This is a genomic window from Streptomyces sp. NPDC028722 (assembly GCF_040637655.1).
Taxonomy (GTDB): domain Bacteria; phylum Actinomycetota; class Actinomycetes; order Streptomycetales; family Streptomycetaceae; genus Streptomyces.
Window position 1 is genome coordinate 105259 of sequence record NZ_JBEZWU010000015.1, and the last position, 22157, is coordinate 127415.

22 protein-coding genes are annotated in these 22157 nt (G+C 73.9%); 9 read left to right on the forward strand and 13 right to left on the reverse strand.

Features of this window, described 5'->3' with window-relative positions; all coding sequences use genetic code 11:
* Positions 1-79 precede the first annotated feature (79 nt).
* Complete coding sequence (locus AB0F03_RS22925) at positions 80-550, reverse strand: GNAT family N-acetyltransferase (protein WP_361994996.1); 471 nt, start codon at positions 548-550, stop codon at positions 80-82.
* Between the two features lie 49 nt (positions 551-599).
* The gene (locus AB0F03_RS22930) at positions 600-1370 is read right to left on the reverse strand and encodes an IclR family transcriptional regulator (protein WP_361994998.1); all 771 of its coding nucleotides are present in this window, start codon (positions 1368-1370) and stop codon (positions 600-602) included.
* Between the two features lie 131 nt (positions 1371-1501).
* Between AB0F03_RS22930 and AB0F03_RS22935 the strand changes: the two genes are divergently transcribed.
* From AB0F03_RS22935 to AB0F03_RS22950, 4 genes are all read left to right on the forward strand, one after another.
* The gene (locus AB0F03_RS22935) at positions 1502-3031 is read left to right on the forward strand and encodes an aldehyde dehydrogenase (NADP(+)) (protein WP_361995000.1); all 1530 of its coding nucleotides are present in this window, start codon (positions 1502-1504) and stop codon (positions 3029-3031) included.
* 311 nt (positions 3032-3342) lie between these two features.
* The gene (locus tag AB0F03_RS22940) at positions 3343-3849 is read left to right on the forward strand and encodes a GNAT family N-acetyltransferase (RefSeq protein ID WP_361995002.1); all 507 of its coding nucleotides are present in this window, start codon (positions 3343-3345) and stop codon (positions 3847-3849) included.
* Between the two features lie 75 nt (positions 3850-3924).
* Entirely contained in the window at positions 3925-4644 is a 720-nt protein-coding gene (locus AB0F03_RS22945; protein WP_361995004.1) for a DsbA family oxidoreductase, read from the forward strand.
* 96 nt (positions 4645-4740) lie between these two features.
* Positions 4741-5802, forward strand: a complete 1062-nt coding sequence (locus AB0F03_RS22950; protein ID WP_361995006.1) for an aminotransferase class V-fold PLP-dependent enzyme — start codon at positions 4741-4743, stop codon at positions 5800-5802.
* A 59-nt stretch (positions 5803-5861) separates the two neighbouring features.
* Here the strand turns inward: AB0F03_RS22950 and thpD are convergent, their stop codons facing one another.
* The 5 genes from thpD to AB0F03_RS22975 all read right to left on the reverse strand — a co-directional run bounded on the left by thpD (position 5862) and on the right by AB0F03_RS22975 (position 10398).
* The gene (gene thpD / locus AB0F03_RS22955; protein WP_361995137.1) at positions 5862-6761 is read right to left on the reverse strand and encodes an ectoine hydroxylase; all 900 of its coding nucleotides are present in this window, start codon (positions 6759-6761) and stop codon (positions 5862-5864) included.
* The gene (locus tag AB0F03_RS22960; RefSeq protein ID WP_361995008.1) at positions 6758-7162 is read right to left on the reverse strand and encodes an ectoine synthase; all 405 of its coding nucleotides are present in this window, start codon (positions 7160-7162) and stop codon (positions 6758-6760) included. The genes thpD and AB0F03_RS22960 overlap by 4 nt, the downstream gene beginning before the upstream one ends.
* 23 nt (positions 7163-7185) lie before the next feature.
* Positions 7186-8457 carry a diaminobutyrate--2-oxoglutarate transaminase gene (gene ectB / locus AB0F03_RS22965; RefSeq protein WP_361995010.1) on the reverse strand — a complete coding sequence of 424 codons (1272 nt, stop codon included), beginning with the start codon at positions 8455-8457 and terminating at the stop codon, positions 7186-7188.
* A gap of 13 nt (positions 8458-8470) precedes the next feature.
* Positions 8471-8989: a diaminobutyrate acetyltransferase gene (gene ectA / locus AB0F03_RS22970; RefSeq protein WP_361995012.1), complete on the reverse strand. Its 519-nt coding sequence runs from the start codon at positions 8987-8989 to the stop codon at positions 8471-8473.
* A gap of 308 nt (positions 8990-9297) precedes the next feature.
* A complete protein-coding gene (locus tag AB0F03_RS22975) occupies positions 9298-10398 on the reverse strand; it encodes an aminotransferase class V-fold PLP-dependent enzyme (protein WP_361995139.1) in 1101 nt (366 codons plus the stop codon).
* A gap of 197 nt (positions 10399-10595) precedes the next feature.
* On the opposite strand from AB0F03_RS22975, the gene AB0F03_RS22980 reads away from it, so the two are divergent.
* From AB0F03_RS22980 to AB0F03_RS23000, 5 genes are all read left to right on the forward strand, one after another.
* The gene (locus tag AB0F03_RS22980; RefSeq protein ID WP_361995014.1) at positions 10596-11447 is read left to right on the forward strand and encodes a transporter substrate-binding domain-containing protein; all 852 of its coding nucleotides are present in this window, start codon (positions 10596-10598) and stop codon (positions 11445-11447) included.
* Positions 11444-12277, forward strand: coding sequence for an amino acid ABC transporter permease (locus AB0F03_RS22985; protein WP_356823201.1), 834 nt, complete (start codon positions 11444-11446; stop codon positions 12275-12277). Before AB0F03_RS22980 ends, AB0F03_RS22985 begins: the two co-directional genes overlap by 4 nt.
* Positions 12274-13068: an amino acid ABC transporter ATP-binding protein gene (locus AB0F03_RS22990; protein WP_361995016.1), complete on the forward strand. Its 795-nt coding sequence runs from the start codon at positions 12274-12276 to the stop codon at positions 13066-13068. Before AB0F03_RS22985 ends, AB0F03_RS22990 begins: the two co-directional genes overlap by 4 nt.
* A gap of 18 nt (positions 13069-13086) precedes the next feature.
* On the forward strand, positions 13087-14178 hold the full coding sequence (locus tag AB0F03_RS22995) for an amidohydrolase family protein (RefSeq protein WP_361995018.1): 1092 nt from the start codon (positions 13087-13089) through the stop codon (positions 14176-14178).
* Between the two features lie 135 nt (positions 14179-14313).
* Entirely contained in the window at positions 14314-15216 is a 903-nt protein-coding gene (locus AB0F03_RS23000) for an SCO1860 family LAETG-anchored protein (RefSeq protein WP_361995020.1), read from the forward strand.
* 587 nt (positions 15217-15803) lie between these two features.
* Here AB0F03_RS23000 and cobC read toward each other — a convergent pair.
* Genes cobC through cobM form a run of 6 tightly spaced genes read right to left on the reverse strand, consistent with a single transcriptional unit; the run spans position 15804 to position 22127 of the window.
* Entirely contained in the window at positions 15804-16874 is a 1071-nt protein-coding gene (cobC, locus tag AB0F03_RS23005; protein WP_361995022.1) for an Rv2231c family pyridoxal phosphate-dependent protein CobC, read from the reverse strand.
* Positions 16864-17796: a sirohydrochlorin chelatase gene (locus AB0F03_RS23010; RefSeq protein ID WP_361995024.1), complete on the reverse strand. Its 933-nt coding sequence runs from the start codon at positions 17794-17796 to the stop codon at positions 16864-16866. The genes cobC and AB0F03_RS23010 overlap by 11 nt, the downstream gene beginning before the upstream one ends.
* Positions 17793-18380 carry a precorrin-8X methylmutase gene (locus AB0F03_RS23015; RefSeq protein ID WP_361995026.1) on the reverse strand — a complete coding sequence of 196 codons (588 nt, stop codon included), beginning with the start codon at positions 18378-18380 and terminating at the stop codon, positions 17793-17795. Before AB0F03_RS23015 ends, AB0F03_RS23010 begins: the two co-directional genes overlap by 4 nt.
* Positions 18377-20080: a precorrin-3B C(17)-methyltransferase gene (gene cobJ / locus AB0F03_RS23020; RefSeq protein ID WP_361995028.1), complete on the reverse strand. Its 1704-nt coding sequence runs from the start codon at positions 20078-20080 to the stop codon at positions 18377-18379. The genes AB0F03_RS23015 and cobJ overlap by 4 nt, the downstream gene beginning before the upstream one ends.
* Positions 20077-21312 (reverse strand): precorrin-6y C5,15-methyltransferase (decarboxylating) subunit CbiE, encoded by a 1236-nt coding sequence (gene cbiE, locus AB0F03_RS23025; RefSeq protein ID WP_361995030.1) that lies wholly within the window; start codon positions 21310-21312, stop codon positions 20077-20079. The genes cobJ and cbiE overlap by 4 nt, the downstream gene beginning before the upstream one ends.
* Positions 21309-22127, reverse strand: a complete 819-nt coding sequence (gene cobM / locus AB0F03_RS23030; protein ID WP_356823216.1) for a precorrin-4 C(11)-methyltransferase — start codon at positions 22125-22127, stop codon at positions 21309-21311. The genes cbiE and cobM overlap by 4 nt, the downstream gene beginning before the upstream one ends.
* Between the last annotated feature and the right edge of the window lie 30 nt (positions 22128-22157).

Genomic DNA, 22157 nt, shown 5'->3' on the forward strand with positions numbered 1-22157 from the left:
ATCGTTCCCGTACGCCCCGTTTTCTCATGCCCCGTTCATCCCCGCGCGTCCTCGCGCAGCCCTCCGCCGGAGCTCTCGCTCAGCTCTCCAGGAGGAGGACGATCTCCTCGATGTCCCGCCCCCGCGCGTTCGCGAATCCCCGGGCCCGGGCCGTCTCCCGGAAGCCGCACTTCGCCAGCACCCGCAGCGAGCCGGCGTTGTCGGCCGCGGCCCGCGCGTACAACGGCCGTTCGGGAACCTCGGCGAGCAGCGCCCGCAGGGCCGCCGTCGCCAGCCCCCGGCCCCAGTCGGCGCGGTCGATCCAGTACGTCACCTCGCGCCCGCCCGGCTCGCCGTAGGCGACCGTGCTGCCGACCACCCGCCCGTCGGCGAGCACCGTGCGGCACACGGCGTCGGACGCCCGGAGCCGCTGCCACCAGGTGTCGAAGGCGGCCCGGTCGCCGTGGTCGTCGGGGCCGAAGGCGGCCATCCGGAGGGACTCCGGGTCGGTCATCTGCCCGAAGAACACCGGCAGGTCGTCGTCCTCGACAGGGCGCAGCACGATCTTCATGGAATCCGAGCCTACGACCCCGCGGGCGCGCGGGTCCGGGTGCCGGGGCTCAGAGCCTGCGGGTCGCCAGCGTCAGCCGGTCCCGCGCGTCGAACAGCGCGTCCTTGATCAGCTGTTCGTGGGCGGCCGTCAGCCGGGCCACCGGCACCGAGCAGCTGATGGCGTCCCGCGCCGGGGTGCGGTAGGGGATCGCCACGCCGAAGCAGCGCAGGCCCAGCGTGTTCTCCTCGCGGTCGACCGCGAAGCCCTGCTCCCGGACCTGGTGCAGCTCCTCGATGAGCTTCTCCCGGTCGGTGATGGTGTGTTCGGTGAGGGCGGGCAGCGTCCGCGGCAGCAGCGCGCGGACCTGCTCGTCGGTGCAGGTGGCGAGGATGGCCTTGCCCAGGGAGGTGGAGTGGGCGGGCAGCCGGCGGCCGACGCGGGTGAAGGGGCGCAGGTAGTGCTGGGACTGGCGGGTGGCGAGGTAGACGACGTTGGTGCCGTCGAGCCGGGCCAGGTGGATGGTCTCCGTGGTGTCGTCGGAGAGCCGGTCCAGGGTGGGGCGGGCGGCGGCCACCACCTCGTCGCCGTCGATGTACGACGTGCCGACCAGCAGCGCGCGCACCCCGATGCCGTACCGCGTGCCCGTCGCGTCGGTCTCCACCCAGCCCAGCTCCACGAGCGTGCGCAGCAGCATGTACAGGCTGGACTTGGGGTACCCCACCGCCTCCTGGACGGCCGCGAGGGAGTGCATACCGGGCTTGCCGGCGAAGTACTCCAGCAGTTCGACCGTCCGTACCGCGGACTTGACCTGCGCCCCGCCTGTCTCGCCAGCCGACATCGCGCTTGACCCCTTCAATCGCCGGGAAATAGTCTCCGAGCAGCGTATTCATCATCAGAGACAGCGTTCAGTATATCGAACGCGGCTGATGGTTGACCCCCGTAATGCGGCCTTAACTGGAGGGACCCGCGGTGGCAGCAGCACCAGTCTGGAGTGTCGACCCGCGCACCGGGAAGCAGCGTGAACAGGTCGCGGTGGAGGCCACGGCCCAGGAGGTGGACGCGGCGGTCCGGGCGGCGGGCGCCGCGCGCGGCGCCCTCGCCGACCGCGCGGTCCGCGCCGCCTTCCTGCGCTCGGCCGCCGAGGGCCTGGAGGCGGCCCGGGACGCCCTGGTGGAGACCGCCGACGCCGAGACCGCGCTCGGTCCGGCCCGGCTCACCGGCGAACTCGCCCGCACCGCCTACCAGCTGCGGGCCTTCGCCGGCATCGTCGACGAGGGCGCCTTCCTCGACGTCATCATCAACCACCCCGACGACACCGCGACCCCGCCCGTCCCGGACCTGCGGCGCTACAAGGTGCCGCTCGGCGTCGTCGCCGTCTACTCCGCGTCCAACTTCCCGTTCGCCTTCTCCGTCGCCGGCGGGGACACCGCGAGCGCGCTGGCCGCGGGCTGCCCGGTCGTCGTCAAGGCGCACCCCGACCACCCGGCCCTGTCCGAACTGGTCGCCGGGGTGCTGCGCCGGGCCGCCGCCGGGCACGGCATCCCCGAGGGCGTCGTCGGCCTCGTGCACGGCTTCGAGGCGGGCATCGAGCTGATCCGGCACCCGCTGGTCGCGGCGGCCGGCTTCACCGGTTCGGTACGCGGCGGCCGGGCGCTCTTCGACGCCGCCGCCGCGCGTCCCGTGCCCATCCCCTTCCACGGCGAACTGGGCTCGCTGAACCCGGTGCTGGTGACCGAGGCCGCCGCGGCCGAGCGGGCCGAGGAGATCGGCGGCGGGCTCGCCGGGTCGATGACCCTCGGCACCGGCCAGTTCTGCGTCAAGCCCGGCCTGGTGCTGGTGCCGTCCGGCACGGGTGGCGACCGGCTGGTGAAGTCCCTGGCCGACGCCGTCGGCGACAGCGAGCCCGGGGTGCTGCTCGACCACCGCATGCGGGACAACTTCGTCGCCGGGGTGCGCGAGCGGGCCGGCCTGGAGGGCGTGGAGTCCCCGGTGCCGCCGGGTCCGGGCGGCGAGCACACGGTCAGCCCCGGGTTCCTCACCGTGCCGGCGAGCCGGCTCACCGAGGAGGGGGCGTACGACCTGCTGCTGGAGGAGTGCTTCGGACCGGTCACCGTGGTGGTCCGGTACGAGGACGACGGCGAGGCGACGGCGGTGCTGTCGCGGCTGCCGGGCAACCTGACGGCGACCGTACAGGTGTCCTCCGAGGAGGCCGCCGGCCACGGCCGGGGGCCGGAACTGCTCGCCGAACTGACCCCGCTGGCCGGGCGGGTGCTGGTCAACGGGTGGCCGACGGGGGTGGCCGTGGCACCGGCCCAGCACCATGGCGGCCCGTACCCGGCGACCACCTCCACCTCCACCTCGGTGGGAGGCACGGCCGTCGAACGCTGGCTGCGACCGGTCGTCTACCAGAACGCGCCGGAGGCGCTGCTGCCCGCGGAACTCCGCGACGACAACCCCCTGGGACTTCCCCGGCGGTTCAACGGGGTCCTGGTGCGTTAGCAGCGCGGGCCGCGGGATCCGCCGATGGGGTCCCGCGCCCCTCAGGAGGCCGCCGGGCCGCGAGTTCCCGGGCCGGCGGCCACCACCGGCGCACTGCGACCGCCGGTGCCGCGCGGACCCGGTGCGCCCACACCCCGCTGCCGCCCGAACGGTGCGCCGTCCGCCCCGACACCCGCCGCCGGCGGTCTCGGCACCGCCGACTCGCTCCGCGCCCACCTGGTCCGCCGCACCGGTCCCGCCCCGAGCGCCTGCCGGGCCCGGTGCGGCCGGCCCGGCGGAACCGGACCGCGGCCGGCCGCGTCCCCCGTAGCATGATCAGTAACCGTGTGACAGGCGGCCGGGTGATCCGCACCGCCCTGGCCGCAGAGGCCGAGACGATCGCCGCGCTGCACCACCGGGCCCGCTCGACGTACTACCCCGACGGCCTCCCGGACGACGGCACCGACTGGACCGCCGCCTGGCGCAGTGCCGTCGAACGCCCCGACGGCCAGGTGCTGTGCGTCGTGGACCAGGGTGCGATCACCGGCATCGCCTCCTTCCGGCCCCCGCAGGACGGCCCGGCGGACACGGTGAAGCTGTTCCAGTTCCACGTCGACCCCGACCGCTGGCGCACCGGCATCGGTACGCAGCTGCACGCGGCCTGCGTCGAGCAGTGGCGCGCCGACGGCCGGCGCCGGGCCGTCCTCGACGTCCACGTGGACAACCACCGCGCCCAGGCCTTCTACGCCCGCCAGGGCTGGGTGCCGGACCCCGCCGCTCCGCTCGCCCCCGGTGACCACCACCTCTTCCTGCGCCTGTCCGTACCGGCCGGGGAATGAAACCACCTGCTTGAACGTTCACGTACTGATCGGGGAGCACCCCCGCGTCCGTACGAACCGGAGAGAGCCGAACACATGCGCGTCGAGATCTGGAGCGACATCGCCTGCCCGTGGTGCTACGTGGGCAAGGCCCGCTTCGAGAAGGCGCTGGCCGCCTTCCCGCACCGCGACCAGGTCGAGGTGGTGCACCGCTCCTTCGAGCTGGACCCGGACCGGGCCAAGGGCGACGCGCAGCCCGTGATCACGATGCTCACCCGGAAGTACGGCATGAGCGAGGCGCAGGCCGAGGCGGGGGAGGACAACCTGGGCGCCCAGGCCGCCGCCGAGGGCCTGCCCTACCGCACCCGGGGCCGCGACCACGGCAACACCTTCGACCTGCACCGCCTGCTGCACCTCGCCAGGGAGCAGGGCCGGCACGACGAACTCCTCGCGATCCTCTACCGGGCCAACTTCGCCGAGGAGCGGTCCGTGTTCACCGAGGGCGACGAACGCCTGGTGGAGCTGGCCACCGAGGCCGGACTGGACGCCGGGCGGGTCCGCGCGGTGCTCGCCGACCCGGACGCGTACGCCGGCGACGTCCGCGCCGACGAGCGGGAGGCCGCCCGGCTCGGCGCGACCGGCGTCCCCTTCTTCGTCCTCGACCGCACCTACGGCGTCTCCGGCGCCCAGAGCGCCGAGGTCTTCAGCCGGGCCCTGACCCAGGCCTGGGGCGAGCGCGCCCCGCTGGAGCCGGTCGGCGCACAGGACGCGCGGGCCTGCGGCCCGGACGGGTGCGCGCTGCCGCCGCACAGCTGAGAAATCGCGGGCCGGGCGCGGGTGCGAGGACAGCTCAGCGGAGCCACGCGGGAAATCGCCGTGGACGGGGGCCCCGGACCGCCGCACAGTGGAGCCATGGAGACCACGGAGACGTTCGAGAGCCTCGTCCGCGCCGAGTTCAGCCCGAAGAGCATCTACCTCAACACCGCGAGCAACGGCCTGCTGCCCGCCCGCACCGTCGCCGCCCTCCGGGACGCGGCGCTGCTGCGCGCCGAGGGCCGGCCCCTGCTCCCGCTGTACGACGACGTGGAGGGGGCCCGGGCCGCCTACGCCCGGCTCGTCGGCGTCCCGGAGAGCCGGGTCGCCGCCGGTGCCACCGTCGCCGCGCACACCGGCGTGATCGCCGCCTCGCTGCCCGCCGGCGCCGAGGTCCTCACCGCCGAGAGCGACTTCACGTCCGTGCTGAACCCCTTCCACGTCCGCGGCGACCTCAAGGTCCGTACCGTCCCGCTGGAACGGATCGCCGAATCCGTCCGGCCGGGCACCGCGCTCGTCGCGGTCAGCGCCGTCCAGTCCACCGACGGCCGGCTCGCCGACCTGCCCGCCCTGCGCGAGGCCGCCCACGCGCACGGCGCCCGCACCTACGTCGACTTCTCCCAGGCCGCCGGCTGGCTGCCGGTGGACGCCGGCGCCCACGACTTCACCGCCTCGGTCGCCTACAAGTGGCTCCTCGGCCCGCACGGCGCGGCCTTCCTCACGGTCCCCGAGGACTTCGGCGGACTCGTCCCCGTCCTCGCCGGCTGGGTCGCGGCCGAAGAGCCGTGGGACAGCTGCTACGGCCCGGTGGGCGAACTCGCCCACTCCGCCCGCCGGTTCGACCTGAGCCACGCCCTCTTCAGCTACGCCGGGCTGCGCCCCTCCCTCGAACTGATCGAGGAACTGGGGCTGTCCGCCGTCCACGCGCACGCGGTGGGGCTCGCCGACCGGTTCCGGGCCGGGCTCGCGGACCTGGGCCACGAGCCCCTGCCGGCGCCCGGCTCGGCGGTCGTCTCCGTGCCCGCACTGGGCTCCCGGCAGCAGGGGCTGAGCGAGGCGGGCATCGAGGTCTCCGACCGCGCCGGCAACCTGCGCGCGTCCTTCCACCTCTACAACACCGCCGAGGACGTGGACCGCCTGCTTCAGGCACTGGCCGGCTGACACGGCCGGGCCGGGGCCTCCCCGTCCCACGGGAGGCCCCGGCCCGGTGGCCCGTGACGTCACCGCACGGGGGTGAAGTCCCGCGCTCCGATGAACTCCGGCCTGCGCACCGGCGCCGCGAACGGCTCCACCGCCGTGTTCTCCACGCTGTTGAACACGATGAAGACGTTGCTGCGCGGGAACGGCGTGATGTTGTCGCCGGAGCCGTGCATGCAGTTGCAGTCGAACCAGGTCGCCGACCCGGCCGCGCCGGTGAACAGCCGGATGCCGTGCTCGCCCGCCAGCGCGGTCAGCGCCTCGTCCGACGGGGTGCCCGCGTCCTGCATCTGCAACGACCGCTTGTAGTTGTCCTCGGGCGTGGCGCCGGCACAGCCCAGGAACGTCCGGTGCGACCCGGGCATGATCATCAGGCCGCCGTTGGTGTCGTGGTTCTCGGTCAGCGCGATCGAGACGGACACCGTGCGCATGTTCGGCAGGCCGTCCTCGGCGTGCCAGGTCTCGAAGTCCGAGTGCCAGTAGAAGCCGCTCGCGCCGAAGCCCGGCTTGACGTTGATCCGGGACTGGTGGACGTACACGTCCGACCCGAGGATCTGCCGGGCCCGGCCGACCACCCGCGGATCGCGCACCAGGTCCGCGAACACCTCGCTGATCCGGTGCACCTCGAAGACCGAGCGGATCTCCTCGGTCCTCGGCTCCACGACGGAGCGCTCGTCGGCGCGGATCGCCGGATCGGCGACCAGCCGGTCCAGCTCACGCCGGTAGACCCCGACCTCGTCGGGGGTGATCAGCTGGTCGACGGTGAGGAAGCCGTCCCGTTCGTACGCCTGGAGTTCGGCCTGTGGGATCGGCCCCGGGGTGTCAGGGGAGCCCCAGAGGACGGGGTCCTGGCGGGGAACGGCGACCTCGCCGGTGCCGCGGGTGGGGTACAGGTCCGTGACGGTCGCGGTGGTCATCGTCAGACCTCCTCGGGCTCGGTGAGCAGCGGGTAGACGCCGTTCTCGTCGTGGTCCTCCCGCCCGGTCACCGGCGGGTTGAACACGCAGATGCAGTGGAAGTCCTCCTTGACGCGCAGCGTGTGCCGCTCGTGCCCGTCGAGGAGGTACATGGTGCCGGGGGTGATCGTGTACGTCTTCCCGGTCTCCTGGTCGGTCAGTTCGGCCTCGCCCCGGGTGCAGACGACGGCCTCGACGTGGTTGGCGTACCACATCGACGTCTCGGTCCCGGCGTACAGGATCGTCTCGTGCAGGGAGAAGCCGACCCGCTCCTCGGCGAGGACGATCCGCTTGCTCTCCCAGGTGCCGGACTTCGCCTTGACGTGCCGGTCGGTGCCCTCGATGTCCTCGAACGATCGGACGATCATGGTGTGAGTCTCCTCCTCGCGGGTCAGGCGGTCTCGCGGACGGCGCGGGCGAGGACGCTCAGGCCCTCGTCCAGCTCCTCCGGGGTGATGGTCAGCGCGGGCAGCAGCTTGACGACCTCGCCCTCGGGCCCGGACGTCTCGATGAGCAGGCCGAGTTCGAAGGCGCGCCGGGCCACCCGGCCGGCCCGCTCCTTGTCACGGAACTCCAGGCCCCACACCAGACCGCGCCCGCGGTACTCGCGCACGTCGGCGAGGTTCTCCTCGGTGATGGCGATCAGTGCCTGCTCGACCTGCTCGCCACGGCTCCGCGTCTGCTTCTCCATGGCCGCGCCGTCGGCCCAGTACGCCTCCAGGGCGGCGGTGGCGGTGACGAAGGCGGGATTGTTGCCGCGGAAGGTGCCGTTGTGCTCGCCGGGCTCCCAGACGTCCAGCTCGGGCCGGAACAGGCACAGCGACATCGGCAGCCCGTACCCGCTGATCGACTTGGAGACGGTGACGATGTCCGGCGTGATACCGGCCTCCTCGAAGGAGAAGAAGGCGCCGGTACGGCCGCAGCCCATCTGGATGTCGTCGACGATCAGCAGCATGTCCTGGCGCTCGCACAACTCCTTGAGCGCGCGCAGCCATTCGGGTCGGGCGACGTTGATGCCGCCCTCGCCCTGGACGGTCTCCACGATCACCGCGGCGGGCTTGTTCAGGCCGGAGCCCTGGTCCTCCAGCAGCCGCTCGAACCACAGGAAGTCCGGGACCTTGCCGTCGAAGTAGTTGTCGAACGGCATCGGGGTGCCGTGCACCAGGGGGACACCGGCGCCGGCCCGCTTGAAGGCGTTGCCGGTGACGGCGAGGGAGCCCAGCGACATGCCGTGGAAGGCGTTGGTGAACGACACGATCGCCTCGCGCCCCTTCACCTTGCGGGCCAGCTTCAGCGCGGACTCCACGGCGTTGGTGCCCGTGGGGCCCGGGAACATGACCTTGTACGGCAGGTCGCGCGGGCGCAGCACCAGGTCCTGGAAGGTCTGGAGGAACGACCGCTTGGCCGTGGTCGACATGTCCAGGCCGTGGGTGACACCGTCCCGCGCCAGGTAGTCGATCAACGCCCGTTTCAGCACGGGGTTGTTGTGCCCGTAGTTGAGCGAACCGGCACCGGCGAAGAAGTCGAGGTACGCATGGCCGTCCTCGTCGTACATCCGGCTGCCCTGCGCGCGGTCGAAGACGGTGGGCCAGCCGCGGCAGTAGCTGCGCACCTCGGACTCGAGGGTCTCGAAGACGCTGAGGTCGGGCTGGGTGATGGTCACGGTGAATCGCTCCTCAGAGGGCGGTGGACGCGGACAGCGGGCCGATGCGGTACAGGATTTCGGGGTCGTGCGGGCCGTCGGGGAACAGCTCGGCCTGGAACAGCACCTCGCGGGTGACCCGTGCGCCGTGCCGTTCGGCGAACGAGGTGAACAGGCGCTCGGAGGCGGTGTTGCCGGGGGCGATGGTGGTCTCCAGCCCGGTGATGCCGCGCTCGGCGACCAGCCGGGCGGTCAGGCCGTCCAGCAGGGCGGCGGCGATGCCGTGGCCCTGGTGGGCGGCGTCGACGGCCACCTGCCAGACGAGCAGGGTGTGCGGGCGGTCCGGCCGCACGTATCCGGTGACGAAACCGACCGGCTCCCCGTCCGCACCGCGCGCCACCGCCGAGGTGCCGGCGAAGTCCCGGCACCACAGCAGATAGCTGTACGAGGAGTTGAGGTCGAGGGTTTCCGAGTCCTTGGCGATACGCCAGAGCGCGGCTCCGTCCGTCGTCGCCGGCCGTTCGATGAGCAGGTCTGCGGGTGCGGCAGTCATGCGTCACGAATTTAGCGAGGCGAATTAGAAAATGCACCCGAGTGACGGTGGTGACGGAGGGTCACTTCAGCAGAATGTCCGCGATGTCCTATAGCAAATAGTCACAAAAGGGCGCGCTTGTGGGTTCTGTCACAGCCCGGAAACGCCCGGAAAATCCGATCGCAAAGTCTCCTGTTTAGCTCTGCAAAAATCGGGCAGGAGAAGACCGGAAGCTATATCCCGCAGAATTGGCGGGAATGGTGAAGGGGAATTGAATTCGGTATTCGGTGCCCCCGGGGGCGATGCCCCCGGGAACACGCGAGCGGCGGCTAGCGCCAGGCGTGGGCCACGGCCCGGCGGGCGCCCTCGGGGTCCACGGCCAGGCCCCGGCCGGCCATGGCCGCGCCCAGTGCCGACAGCGACCCGGCGACGGCGTCCGGGGTCGCGTCGGGCCCGTAGTGGTTGACGCGGATCATCTCCCCGGCGAGCGCCCCGCCGCCGGCGGCCAGGGGCAGGGCCGGGTCGGACCGCAGCGCGTCGGCCACCAGTTCCGAGGCCACCGTGCCCGCCGGCACCCGCAGCGTCGTCGCGACCGGCGCCGCGTCCCGCTCCTCGTACACGTACGGCTCCAGGCCCCCGCCCAGCGCCACCGCCCCGGCGCGCGTGGCCAGCGCGGCGGTCCGGTGCCGGGCCATCACCGTCTCCGCGCCCGCCGCCTCGATCCGCTCCAGGCACGCCTCCAGCGCCAGCATCTCCAGCTGGGCCGGCGCGTGCGGCAGTGCCGTGCGGCCGGCGTCGGTCCAGCGCTCCTTCCAGTCCAGCAGGGACAGATAGGAGCGGCGCGGGGCGCGCGGGTTGGCGGCCATGCGGGCCCACGCCCGCTCGCTCACCGAGATCGCCGACACACCCGCCGGGCCGCCCATCGCCTTCTGCGCCCCGATCACGCACAGGTCCACGCCCCACGCGTCCGGCAGCACCGGCTCCGCGCCCACGGAGGCCACCGCGTCCAGGTAGAACAGCGCGCCCTGCGCCCGTACCGCCTCGCCGATCTCCGCGACCGGGTTGGTGTTGCCCGTCGCCGCCTCCGCGTGCACCAGGGACACGAAGTCGATCTCCGGGTGCCGCGCGAACGCCTCCCGGACCTGGGCGGCGGTCACCGCCGCGTGGAAGGGGACGGACAGGTCGTGCACGGTCGCCCCGGCGTCCCGCAGCCAGTTGCCGAAGGTCTGCCCGTACGGGCCCGTGATCACGTTCAGGGCCACCGTGCCCGGGCCGGCCGCCGCGCGGATCGCGCCCTCCAGCGGCAGCAGTGCCTCGCCCTGGGTGACCAGGACGGTCTGCCGGGTGTCCAGCAGCCGGGCCACCCGGTCCTCGATGGCGGCGAAGCGCTCGGCACTCAGCGGGGGCAGGTCGAGGAAGGGGTGGGTCACAGCGGTGCTCTCTTCGCTCACGAGGTCCACGGGGGCCGCCGGAAAGCGGCCGGGACGAGCGTAACTCTCCGCTGCCACCCCCCTCCCGACCGGTGACTTCCTAGGCCGGACGGTCCCGAAGTCATCGGTTTGATTTGAGAGACCCCAACATTTCCTTATAATCAAAACCCTTCGTTCCCGCATAGGAGAATCCCCCCATGACAACGCTCCTCGGGCGCCGGACCCGCATCCTGGCTGCCATCACCGCGACCGCCGGGCTCGTGCTCGTGGCCGCCGGCTGCTCCTCGGACGGCGGCGGGGGGAGCGGCAAGACCACCGTCAAGGGCGTCCACCTCGCCAAGGCCGGCGCGCTGACCACCTGCACCCACCTGCCCTACCCGCCGTTCCAGTCGGAGGTCGACGGCAAGGTGCAGGGCTTCGACGTCTCCCTGATCGACCTCGTCGCCAAGAACCTCGGCGTCCCGCAGAAGATCCTCGACACGCCGTTCGAGAACTTCAAGACCGGCGCCTTCCTCAACTCGGGCGAGTGCGACCTGGCCGCCGCCGGCATGACCATCACCGCCGAGCGCAAGAAGAACGTCGACTTCTCCGACCCGTACTTCGAGGCCACCCAGGCCGTCCTCGTCGACAGGAAGAGCGGTGTCACCTCGCTCGCCGACGTCAAGGCCAAGGGCAAGAAGCTGGGCGCCCAGGCGCAGACCACCGGCGAGGACTACGTCCGCAACAAGGGCTACGACCCGATCTCCTTCGAGTCCTCCGACGCGGTCCTCAACGGTCTGCGCACCGGCCAGGTACAGGCCGTCGTCATCGACTACCCGGTCGTCCAGGGCTGGCTGAAGGACAAGGCCAACGCGGACAGGTTCAAGGTCGTCGACAACCTCAAGACCGGTGAGCAGTACGGCTTCACCGTCAAGAAGGGCAATAAGGCGCTGCTCGACGCCGTCAACAAGGCCCTCAAGGACGCCAAGGCCGACGGCACCTACAAGAAGATCTACGAGAAGTGGATCGGCCCGTACAACGCCTCCGTCGCCTCTCCCGCGGCCTCATGAGCGACGCGGACGTACCGCTCGGGCCGAAGAGGAAGGGACTGACCCGGCGGCAGAAGCGGACGCTGTCCCGCGGCGCGCAGTACGCCGTCTTCGCCGCCGCCGTGATCGCCTTCGCGGTCACGGCCGACTGGGGCCGGCTGCGCAACCAGTTCGCCCAGGCCGGCATCGCACGGCAGATGTTCCCCGACGTCATCACGCTGGCGCTGAAGAACACCGTGCTCTACACGCTGTCCGGCTTCGTCGTCGGACTCGTCCTCGGCATGGTCATCGCGCTGATGCGGCTGTCCTCCGTGGGCCCCTACCGCTGGCTGGCGGGCATCTACATCGAGATCTTCCGCGGGCTGCCCGCCCTGCTGATCTTCATCTTCGTCGGCGTGGCCGTGCCGCTCGCGTTCCCGGGCACCGAGATCCCGGGCGGCACCTACGGCAAGGTCGCCCTCGCGCTCGGCCTGGTCTCGGCCGCCTACATGGCGGAGACCATCCGCGCCGGCATCCAGGCCGTGCCCAAGGGGCAGACGGAGGCGGCCCGTTCGCTCGGCTTCTCGCCCGCGAAGGCCATGATCTCGATCATCGTCCCGCAGGCCTTCCGGATCATCCTGCCGCCGCTCACCAACGAACTCGTCCTGCTCTTCAAGGACTCCTCGCTGGTGCTGTTCCTCGGTGTCACCCTGGAGGAGCGGGAACTGTCCAAGTTCGGCCGCGACCTGGCGAGCACGACCGCCAACTCCACGCCGATCCTGGTCGCCGGCCTGTGCTACCTGCTGGTCACCATCCCGCTCAGTTTCGTCGTCCGCCGTATGGAGTCCAAGGCACAGGAGGCGATCCGGTGACCCGCCCCGAGATCGAGGTACGCGGACTGCACAAGTCCTTCGGCGACAACGAGGTGCTGCGCGGCATCGACCTGGAGATCGGCCAGGGCGAGGTCGTCTGCGTCATCGGCCCCTCCGGCTCCGGCAAGTCGACCCTGCTGCGCTGCGTGAACCTGCTGGAGGAGCCCACCAAGGGCCAGGTCTTCGTCGGCGGCACCGAGATCACCGACCCCGACGTCGACATCGACGCCGTACGCCGCCGCATCGGCATGGTCTTCCAGCAGTTCAACCTCTTCCCGCACCTGGACGTCACCGCGAACCTGACGCTGCCGCAGCGCCGGGTCCTCGGCCGGGACAAGGCCACCGCCGCGCGGGTCGCCGCCGAGAACCTGGAGCGGGTCGGCCTCGCGGAGAAGGCGGACGCCTACCCTTCCTCCCTCTCCGGCGGCCAGCAGCAGCGCGTGGCCATCGCCCGCGCGCTCGCCATGGGCCCCGAGGTGATGCTCTTCGACGAGCCGACCTCCGCGCTCGACCCCGAACTCGTCGGGGACGTCCTCGCCGTCATGCGCCGGCTCGCGCGCGAGGGCATGACGATGATGGTCGTCACCCACGAGATGACCTTCGCCCGCGAGGTCGCCGACCGGGTCGTCTTCATGGACGGCGGCGTCATCGTCGAGGACGGCAGCCCCGAGCGGGTCATCGGCGACCCGCAGCACGAGCGCACCCGGCACTTCCTCTCCCGGCTGCTCGACCCGGCGATGGCCGAGGTCGAGGAGGAGACCTCCGACCAGGTCGGGAAGGACGGGTCGTAGGCCGTTAGGGTGCGGTGCATGAGCGATGGCGCGGTGCTGCACGTGAAGGGGCGGGTCCTGGCCGGCCCCGAGGACGTCCGGGACGAACTGTGGGTGGTCGGGGGGCGGATCTCCTACGACCGCCCCGCCGGCGCCCGCGACGTCACCACCGTCGAGGGCTGGGCGCTGCCCGGCCTGGTCGACGCCCACTGCCACGTCGGCCTGGGCCCCGAGGGACCGGTCGACGCGGACACCGCGGAGAAGCAGGCGCTCACCGACCGGGGCACCGGCACCCTGCTGATCCGGGACGCGGGCTCTCCCTCCGACACCCGCTGGATCGACGACCGCGACGATCTCCCGAAGATCATCCGCGCGGGCCGGCACATCGCCCGCACCCGCCGCTACATCCGCAACTACGCCTGGGAGATCGAACCGGAGGACCTCGTCGCCCACGTCGCCCGGGAGGCCCGGCGCGGCGACGGCTGGGTCAAGCTCGTCGGCGACTGGATCGACCGCGGCGCCGGCGACCTGGCCCCCTGCTGGCCGCGCGAGGCCGTCGAGGCGGGCATCGCCGAGGCCCACCGGCTCGGCGCCCGCGTCACCGCGCACTGCTTCGCCGAGAACTCCCTGCGCGACCTGGTCGAGGCGGGCATCGACTGCATCGAGCACGCCACCGGCCTCACCGAGGACCTGATCCCGCTCTTCGCCGAGCGGGGCGTCGCGATCGTCCCCACCCTCGTCAACATCGCCACCTTCCCCCGGCTCGCGGCGGGCGGCGACGCCAAGTACCCGCGCTGGTCCGCCCACATGCGCCGGCTGCACGAGCGGCGCTACGACACCGTGCGCGGCGCCTACGACGCCGGGATCCCGGTCTACGTCGGCACGGACGCCGGCGGCTCGCTGGCCCACGGCCTGGTCGCGGAGGAGGTCGCCGAGCTGGTCACCGCCGGCATCCCGCCGGTCCGGGCCCTCGCCGCCACGACCTGGTCCGCCCGGACGTGGCTCGGCCGGCCCGGCCTGGAGGAGGGCGCGCCGGCCGACCTGGTGGTCTACGAGGCCGATCCCCGGGCGGACGTCCGGGTGCTGGCGGCGCCGCGGCGGGTCGTGCTCGACGGGCGTGTCGTCGAGTAGACGTGCCCCCGCTGTCGAATCCGCGTGCGGGATATCCACGTACGAGTGAAGTGACCCCGGATCGCTGACCGTTCACCCGTACCGCGTACAAGGTTGACGGGTCCCGCACATGTTCCCTCTGGGGGTCCCACCGCCTTGAACAGCACCGACTTCCGCATGCCCGCACGCCGTCTCGCCGCCCTGGCGACGGTCACCGCCCTCACCGCGGCACCCGCGGTCCTGGGCGCGGGTGCCGCGCACGCGACCGCCGCCCACGGTCGCGCCTCCGCCGTCGTCCTGCGCACCGGGCTCGACGTGTCCCTGCTCGACCACACCGTGCACCTCCCGCTCGCCCTCTCCCTCAACGAGGTGCGGGCGCCGCGCAGCGCGGACCGCACCTCGCTGTCCGCCCGGCTCGACGGCGTGGACGGCGGCCGGCCGTTCACCGTCCTCGGCGCGGACGTCGCCCGGGCGGAGGCGACGGCCACCGCCCGGCGTACCGAGGGCTCCGTCCGGGTCGCCCACGCCCGGCTGCACGTCCCCGGCCTGCCCCTGCTGTCCGTGATCGACGCCGACGCGGTCACCGCCAGGGCCACCTGCGAGGCCCGCAAGGCACCCACCGCCTCCGCGAACGTCCTCGGCGCCGTCACCGTCCTCGGCAGGCGCGTCACCCTGACCGCCGGCGCCCCGGTCCAGGTGAAGGTGCCCGGCGTCGGCGAGGTCCGCCTCGACCTGGCCGAGCGGCGCACCACGACCCGTACGGCCGCCGCGACCGCCCTGCGGCTCAAGGTCTCCGTCAACCCCCTGAAGCTCAACGTGGCCGACGTCGAGGGCACCGTCACCCTGGCCGAGGCCACCTGCGAGTCCCCGGCGGCCCCGCCCGCCCGGCACCCGGTACCGAGCCACGACCCGGCCGCCGGCGTCCGCCCCCAGGGCGCCGAGGCCGGCCTCGCGGAGACCGGCGGCAGCCCGGCGACCCCGTACATCGCCGGCGGCGCGCTGGCGCTGCTGCTGGCGGGCGGCGGAGCGGTGGCCCTGAACAAACGCCGCAAGAACTGACACCGGCCCCGCCCACCGGCAGCCACCCGCCTCCCCGGAGCCCCCGGCTGCCACGCCACACCCACCGACCGGACGGTCCGACGGACCCCGGACCTCAGCCCAGCCCCGGGATGCCGGACGTCCCGGCGGCCCGTGATTCCCGGCCGGCCGGCCGCCGGACCGTGACGGCGCCGGGACGGCTGCGGGAACGCGCCCGCGGCTCGGGCGGTCCCGGAGCCGGGCGGCATTGCGGCTCGGCGGGTGGGTTCAGGAGGTGGCCCCTGGGCTGGACCGGTCACGGTGAGGAGTCGGGTGGGACTCCGGCCCGACGCCCCGGGCCGTGCCGGGCTCGGTCGGACCGGGGTTCCCGGGGGCGTGCTGGGCTCGGCGGGCGGGAGCCCGGAGCGGCCCCGGGCTCGGTCGGTCACCGTGAGGACGGGCGGTGGCCCGGTCCTCGGCCGGCCCGACGCCCCGGGGCCGTGCGGGGCTCCGCCGGTCCCCGTGGGGAGCCGGGCAGGGACCCCGGCCGGTCCGGGGGCCCCGGGGCGGTGCGGGGCCCGGCGTTCCCGCGGTGGCCCAGGGCCCCCGGAGGGTGGAGGACGTGGCTCTCAGTCCTCCGGGAGGGCCGTGGACAGGGCCGTCAGGAAGGTGTTCGTCGTGGTGCGGTCGCGTACCGCCACCCGTATCCAGTCCGGGCCGAGCCCGGGGAACGTGTCCCCCCGGCGCACGGCGTGGCCGAGGTCGCGCAACCGGCGCCGTACCGCCGCGGCGTCCGGCATGCGGATCAGTACGAAGGGGCCCTCCGCCGGCTGCACCACCCGTACGCCACGGCCGGCGAGCGCGGACAGTCCCGCGACGAGGTGTGCCCGGTCCCCGGCGACGCGATGCGCCGCGTGTCCCGCCTCGGCCAGCGCCCGGGGTGCCACGCACGCCCGCGCCGCGGCCAGCGCGGGTGTGGACACGGGCCACAGCGGCTGGGCCCGCTCCAGCCGGGCGATCACCTCGGGCGCGGCCAGCGCGTAGCCGATGCGCAGCCCCGCCAGCCCCCAGGTCTTGGTGAGGCTGCGCAGCACGACGAGGCCCGGCACGTCCGTCCGGCCGGCCAGCGCCTCGCGCTCACCGGGCACCGCGTCCATGAACGCCTCGTCGACCACCAGCGTCCGGCCCGGACGGGCCAGCCGGGTGACCGTCTCCGCCGGGTGCAGGACGGACGTCGGGTTGGTGGGGTTGCCGATCACCACCAGGTCGGCGTCCTCCGGGACGGCCGCCGCGTCCAGCCGGAACCCGTCCTCCTCCCGCAGCAGCACCCGGCCCACCGGGTGCCCGGCGTCGCGCAGCGCCGCCTCCGGCTCGGTGAACTGCGGGTGCACGACGACCGGCCGGCGGACCTCCAGGGCGCGGGCGAGGAGGACGAACGCCTCCGCGGCCCCCGCCGTCAGCAGCACCCGTTCCACCGGCAGCCCGTGCCGCGCGGCCACCGCCGCCCGGGCGGCCCGCCCGTCGGGGTAGGCCGCGAGGGACGACAGCGAACCGGCGATCTCCTCCCGCAGCCACCGCGGGGGCGTGTCCGCGCGGACGTTGACGGCGAGGTCGACCAACGCGGCCCCGTCGTCCCGCACTTCGGCGTCCCCGTGGTGCCGCAGATCGGGCCCGGACCCGTCGGTGTCCTCAGTGCGCATGGCTGTGCGAGTGCCCCCCGTGATGGTGGTGCCCGTGTCCGTGGTGGTGTCCTTCGTCGTCCGGGTGGAAGTGGGGCTGCTGCGGCAGTCCCACTTTGTCCTCGAAGCCCGGCAGCGCGATCCGGTACACGCAGGAGTCGCAGTTCATGCGCAGGTCACCCTTGACGGCCTCCTGGTACCGCTCCATCACCAGGTCCAGCAGCTCCGGCTCGGGCCCGATGACGTCGGCCGACCGGACCTCGGTCTCCGGGTGGGCCGCGGCCCAGCCCTCGGTCTGCTGCCGTACCCGGTCCGGCAGGATCCCGGTGAACAGGAAGTACGGCAGGACGACGATCTTCTTCGCGCCCAGCGCGACGCACCGGTCCAGGCCGCTCGGCACGTCCGGCGCCGCGAGCGACACGAACGCCGTCTCGACACCGGCGTACCCGCGGCCCTCCCACAGCAGCCGCGCCGCCTTGAACACCTCGGCGTTGGCGTCGGGGTCGGTGGAGCCGCGCCCGACGAGCAGCACGGTGACGTCCGCCCGGTCCCCGGGCGTGCGGGCGGCGCCGCCGAGCGCCTCGTCGAGCCGCCGCTCCAGCACGTTCAGCAACGCGGGGTGCGGGCCCAGCGGACGGCCGTACGTGTACGTGATGCCCGGGTGCCGTTCCTTCTCGCGGGCCAGCGCAGCCGGGATGTCACCCTTGGCGTGCCCGGCGGACACCAGCATCAGCGGTACGGCGGCGAACCGGCGCACACCCCGCTCGACCAGCTCGGCGACGGCCTCGCCCAGCGGCGGCGGCGACAGTTCGATGAAGCCGCCCGCGACGGGCAGTTCGGGGTGGCGGCGCCCCAGTTCCCGGACGAAGTCACGGAACGCCTCGGCTCCGGCGTCGTCACGGGTGCCGTGGCCGGCGATGAGCAGGGCGGGCGGGGTGGTCACGGGGTCTCCTCAGACGGAACGGGGTGGTAGAGCAGGGCGTTGAGCGCGGCGGCGGCGACCGCCGAACCGCCCTTCTCGGACACGTTGCTGACGGCGGGCAGCCCGCTCGTCCGCAACGCGGCCTTGGACTCGGCCGCGCCGACGAAGCCGACGGGCAGGCCGATGACGAGCGCGGGGGAGGCGTCGAGGGTCAGCAGCTCCTCCAGGGCGGTCGGCGCGCAGCCGATCACCCAGATGGCGCCGGGCCCGACCTGCTCGTACGCGAGCCGTACGGCGTGTGCCGAACGGGTCAGTCCGGGCCCGGAGACGGCGTCCCGCAGCCGGCAGACGGTCCCGCGCCGGGTGATGCCGGCCGCGACCATCTCCACGTCGACGACGACGGGCGCCCCGGCGTGCAGCGCGGCGTGCGCCGTCACCAGGTCGGCCTCGTCCATGACGAGGTCGGTGGCGTACTCCAGGTCGGCGGCGGAGTGGATGACCCGCTCCACCACCGCCCGGGTCAGCGGCGGGAAGTGCGAGGTGTCCAGGCGGGCGCGCAGCCGCCGGAAGGACTCCTGCTCGATGGGGTGGACCACGCGGTTCACCGGGCTTCCTCCTGTGTGCCGTTCTGCCAGCGGTAGCCGCGCGGGGTCACCATGCGCCCCGCGATGTTCCGGGTGGCGGTGTTGCCCACGGTGACGACCGTCATCATGTCGACCGTCGCCGGGTCCAGCGCGCCCAGCGTGGTCACCCGGCCGGACTCGTCGGGGCGGGAGGCGTTGCGGACGACACCGACCGGTGTCGTCGCCTCCCGGTGCCCGGAGAGGATCGCGAGCGCCTTGGGCAGCTGCCAGTCCCGGCCGCGTGAACGCGGGTTGTAGAAGGTGACCACCAGGTCCGCCTCGGCCGCCGCGCGCACCCGGCGCTCGATGACCTCCCAGGGGGTGTGCAGGTCCGACAGGCTGATGGACACGTGGTCGTGGCCCAGCGGCGCGCCCAGGAGGGCTGCGGCGGCCAGCGCGGCCGTCACCCCGGGCACCCCGACCACGTCGATGTCGTCGGACGCCTCGGCGAGCGCCGGGGAGGCCATCGCGTACACGCCGGCGTCGCCGCTGCCGATCAGCGCGACCGCGTGCCCCGCGCGGGCCTCGGCGACCGCGGTACGGGCCCGCTCCTCCTCCGCGCCCAGCCCGGACTCCAGCACCCGGGTGCCGGGCCGCAGCAGGTCGCGGATCTGGTCGACGTACTGGTCGAGGCCGACCAGCACCGACGCCCGCCGCAGCTCGGCCGCCGCGCGCGGGGTGAGCAGGTCCCGGGCGCCCGGTCCGAGCCCGACCACCGCGAGCCGTCCGCGTCCCGGTCGCCGTACGACGGCGCAGGTCGCCATGGCGGGCCGGCCGTCGGCCCGTACGGACTTCCGCTTGGGCACGAGGAGTTCACCGCCGCGCGCCAGGGCGGCGGCCTCAGCGACCGACGGCGTGCCGACGGCCGTGAGCGGCGCGGTGGACGGGTTGGGCACCTCCACCGCGGCCAGTTCGCCGGCGGTGTACGTCACCACGGGCACCCCGAGCCGCTCGGCGGCGGCCACGATGCCGGGCTCGTCCGCCTTGGCGTCCACCGTGGCCAGTTCGGCGACCGACCGCGGCGACAGACCCGCCTCCCGCAGCGCCTCCCCGACCAGCGCGAGGACCTCCTCGGCCGGCGCGCCCTTCGACGCGCCCACGCCGACCACCAGCGACGGGGGCCGCAACAGCACCTCCCGCTCGCCCGGTCGGACGGCCCGGTCGGTGAGCCGGACCGTGTACGCCCCGTGCGCCGCGAGCGGCAGCGGCGGCAGCGGCCACGCGACCTCCGCCGCCAGGGCGACCGGTTCGCCGTCCAGCAGGGCGCGGGAGACCGCGGCGACCGCGCCCTCGCAGGGCAGCCCGAGCGTGTCGAGGCCCGCCAGTCCGACGGCGTCCGTCGCGGTGGTCACCACGGGTTCGGCGCCGAGCAGCTCACCGGCCTCCCGGGCGAGCGCGTTGGCCCCGCCCGCGTGCCCGCCGACCAGCGACACCGCGAACCGGCCGCCCTCGTCGACGCACACCACACCCGGGTCAGCGGCCTTGTCGCCGAGCAGCGGCGCGAGCAGCCGTACGGTCGCCCCCGTCGCCAGGAAGCACACCAGCTGCTCGCACTCCGCGAACGCGGCGCGTACCGCCTCCCCGACGGGACCGTCGTACACGCGGGTACGGTCCGGCCAGGCCGTGGCCAGCCGGTCCCGCGCCGCCGCTCCCGCCGCGGTGGCGGAAATGAGGCCGATCACTGGGCAACTCCTTCACTGGACGCCGTGGCGCGCTCGCCCCACAGCAGGAACACAGGATTGGTGGCCGCCAGCCGGGTCACGTCCCCGGGCAGCGGCGCGAGGCGCGACGACTGCAACAGCACGCCGTCGCAGCGGAACCCGGCGGCCGTCAGCGCCTCGCGCGCCGCCGGCACCCGGTCCAGGGCGGCCATGGCGACGACCACGGTGCGCCGGGCCCGCCGCGCGCACGCGGTCACGACGGCGGGCAGCTCACGGCCCCCGCCGCCGACGAACACCGCGTCCGGATCGCCGGGCAGCGCGGACAGCACCTCCGGCGCCGAGCCGTGCACCACGTCCACGCCGACGCCGTGCGCCTCCGCGTTGGCGCGGACGCGCTCCACCCCGTCCGCGGTCTTCTCCACGGCGACGACGGCCGCGCCGAGCCGCGCGCACTCCACCGCCACCGAACCCGACCCGGCGCCCACGTCCCACACCAGGTCGCCGAGGCGCGGGCCGAGCCGGGCCAGGGCCAGCGCCCGGACCTCGAACTTGGTGATCATCGAGTCGCGGTGGGTGAACTCGCCCTCGTCCAGGGCCCACCGGGCCGGCCCGGTGGGTGTCCCGGCGACCGTGCGCACCGCGCCGAGCGCCCGCGTCCCGTCCAGGCACAGCACCACGCTCACCGCCGTGCCCCAGTCCCGGGCCGCCGCCTCGGCGGGCGTGACCCGCTCCACGCGCTCCCGCTCCGGATCCCCGAGCGCGCTCGCCACGACGAGGACGCGGTCGGCCGGCACCGCGGCCCCCAGCTCGGCGGGGCCGGCCCCCGGACCGGTCAGCACGGCCACCTTGGGCCGGGCCCGGCACACGTTGACGGCCGTCCGCGGGTCCCGGCCGTGCGCGCTGACCACCACCGCGTCGTCCCAGGGCAGCCCGATCCGTGCGAACGCGGTGGCCACCGAGGACACCCCCGGCCGTACGTCCAGCGCACCGGCGCCGAAGCGCTCGGCCAACGCCCGCACGATCCCGAAGAACCCCGGGTCCCCGGAGGCCAGCACGACGACCGGCAGCCGCGCGGCGGCGTACTCCGCGACGGTGTCCAGGGCGGGTGCCAACGGCCCGAGGACCACCCGCTCCGCCCCGTCCGGCAGCGCTGCGGCGTCCAGGTGCCGCTGCCCCCCGACCACGAGCGCGGCCCCGGCGAGGACGTCCGCGGGGACCGGCGTGCCCGTCCCCGTCCCGACGACCGTGATCAACTCTTCGCCCGCTGCTCGCGCAGGGCCCGCCGGGCCTGCGGGTCGGCCTTGCGGTAGCCGTGGAAGTGACCGGGGTGGTACAGGTGCGAACGGGTGCCGCTGGCGTCCAGGGCCGGGCCGACGAGGAACAGCGTGTGCTTCCAGAGCTTGTGCTCCTTGACCGTCTCCTCCAGCGTGCCGATCGTGCACCGCACGACCAGCTCCTCCGGCCAGGTCGCCTGGTAGGCGACGACCACCGGCGTGTCCGTGGGGTAACCGCCCTCCAACAGCTCCCGCACCAGCTGCCCGCTGCGCGCCGCCGACAGGAAGACGGCCATCGTGGTGCCGTGCCGGGCGAACTCGCGGACCTCCTCCCCGGGCGGCATCGGCGTCTTGCCGCCGCCGAGCCGGGTGAGCACCACGGACTGGGCGACCTCCGGGATCGTCAGCTCGCGCTGCGCGATCGCGGCCACCGCGGAGAACGACGACACGCCCGGGACGATCTCGGTCGCGATACCGATCTCCCGGCAGCGGTCGACCTGCTCCTGCGTGCCGCCCCACAGGGCCGGGTCGCCGGAGTGGATGCGGGCCACCCGCAGCCCCTCCTCGCCGGCCCGCCGGTACACGGCGACGACGTCCTCCAGCGACATGGTCGCCGAGTCCAGCACCTCCGCGTCCTCGCGGGCGTGTTCGAGGACCTCCGCCTGGACCAGGCTCGCGGCCCAGATCACGACGTCGGCCTCGGCGATGGCACGCGCGGCACGGAACGTCAGCAGATCGGCGGCGCCGGGGCCGGCACCGACGAAGGTCACCTTGCCGGTGGGGGCATCGGCCATGGGAATCGGTCCTCTCCTTACAGAACTACG

Coding starts and splice junctions, on each gene's coding strand:
- AB0F03_RS22925 (WP_361994996.1), bottom strand. CDS start 550: ATGAAGATCGTGCTGCGCCCTGTCGAGGACGACGACCTGCCGGTGTTC.
- AB0F03_RS22930 (WP_361994998.1), bottom strand. CDS start 1,370: ATGTCGGCTGGCGAGACAGGCGGGGCGCAGGTCAAGTCCGCGGTACGG.
- AB0F03_RS22940 (WP_361995002.1), top strand. CDS start 3,343: ATGATCAGTAACCGTGTGACAGGCGGCCGGGTGATCCGCACCGCCCTG.
- AB0F03_RS22945 (WP_361995004.1), top strand. CDS start 3,925: ATGCGCGTCGAGATCTGGAGCGACATCGCCTGCCCGTGGTGCTACGTG.
- AB0F03_RS22950 (WP_361995006.1), top strand. CDS start 4,741: ATGGAGACCACGGAGACGTTCGAGAGCCTCGTCCGCGCCGAGTTCAGC.
- AB0F03_RS22960 (WP_361995008.1), bottom strand. CDS start 7,162: ATGATCGTCCGATCGTTCGAGGACATCGAGGGCACCGACCGGCACGTC.
- ectA (WP_361995012.1), bottom strand. CDS start 8,989: ATGACTGCCGCACCCGCAGACCTGCTCATCGAACGGCCGGCGACGACG.
- AB0F03_RS22980 (WP_361995014.1), top strand. CDS start 10,596: ATGACAACGCTCCTCGGGCGCCGGACCCGCATCCTGGCTGCCATCACC.
- AB0F03_RS22985 (WP_356823201.1), top strand. CDS start 11,444: ATGAGCGACGCGGACGTACCGCTCGGGCCGAAGAGGAAGGGACTGACC.
- AB0F03_RS22995 (WP_361995018.1), top strand. CDS start 13,087: ATGAGCGATGGCGCGGTGCTGCACGTGAAGGGGCGGGTCCTGGCCGGC.
- cobC (WP_361995022.1), bottom strand. CDS start 16,874: ATGCGCACTGAGGACACCGACGGGTCCGGGCCCGATCTGCGGCACCAC.
- cobM (WP_356823216.1), bottom strand. CDS start 22,127: ATGGCCGATGCCCCCACCGGCAAGGTGACCTTCGTCGGTGCCGGCCCC.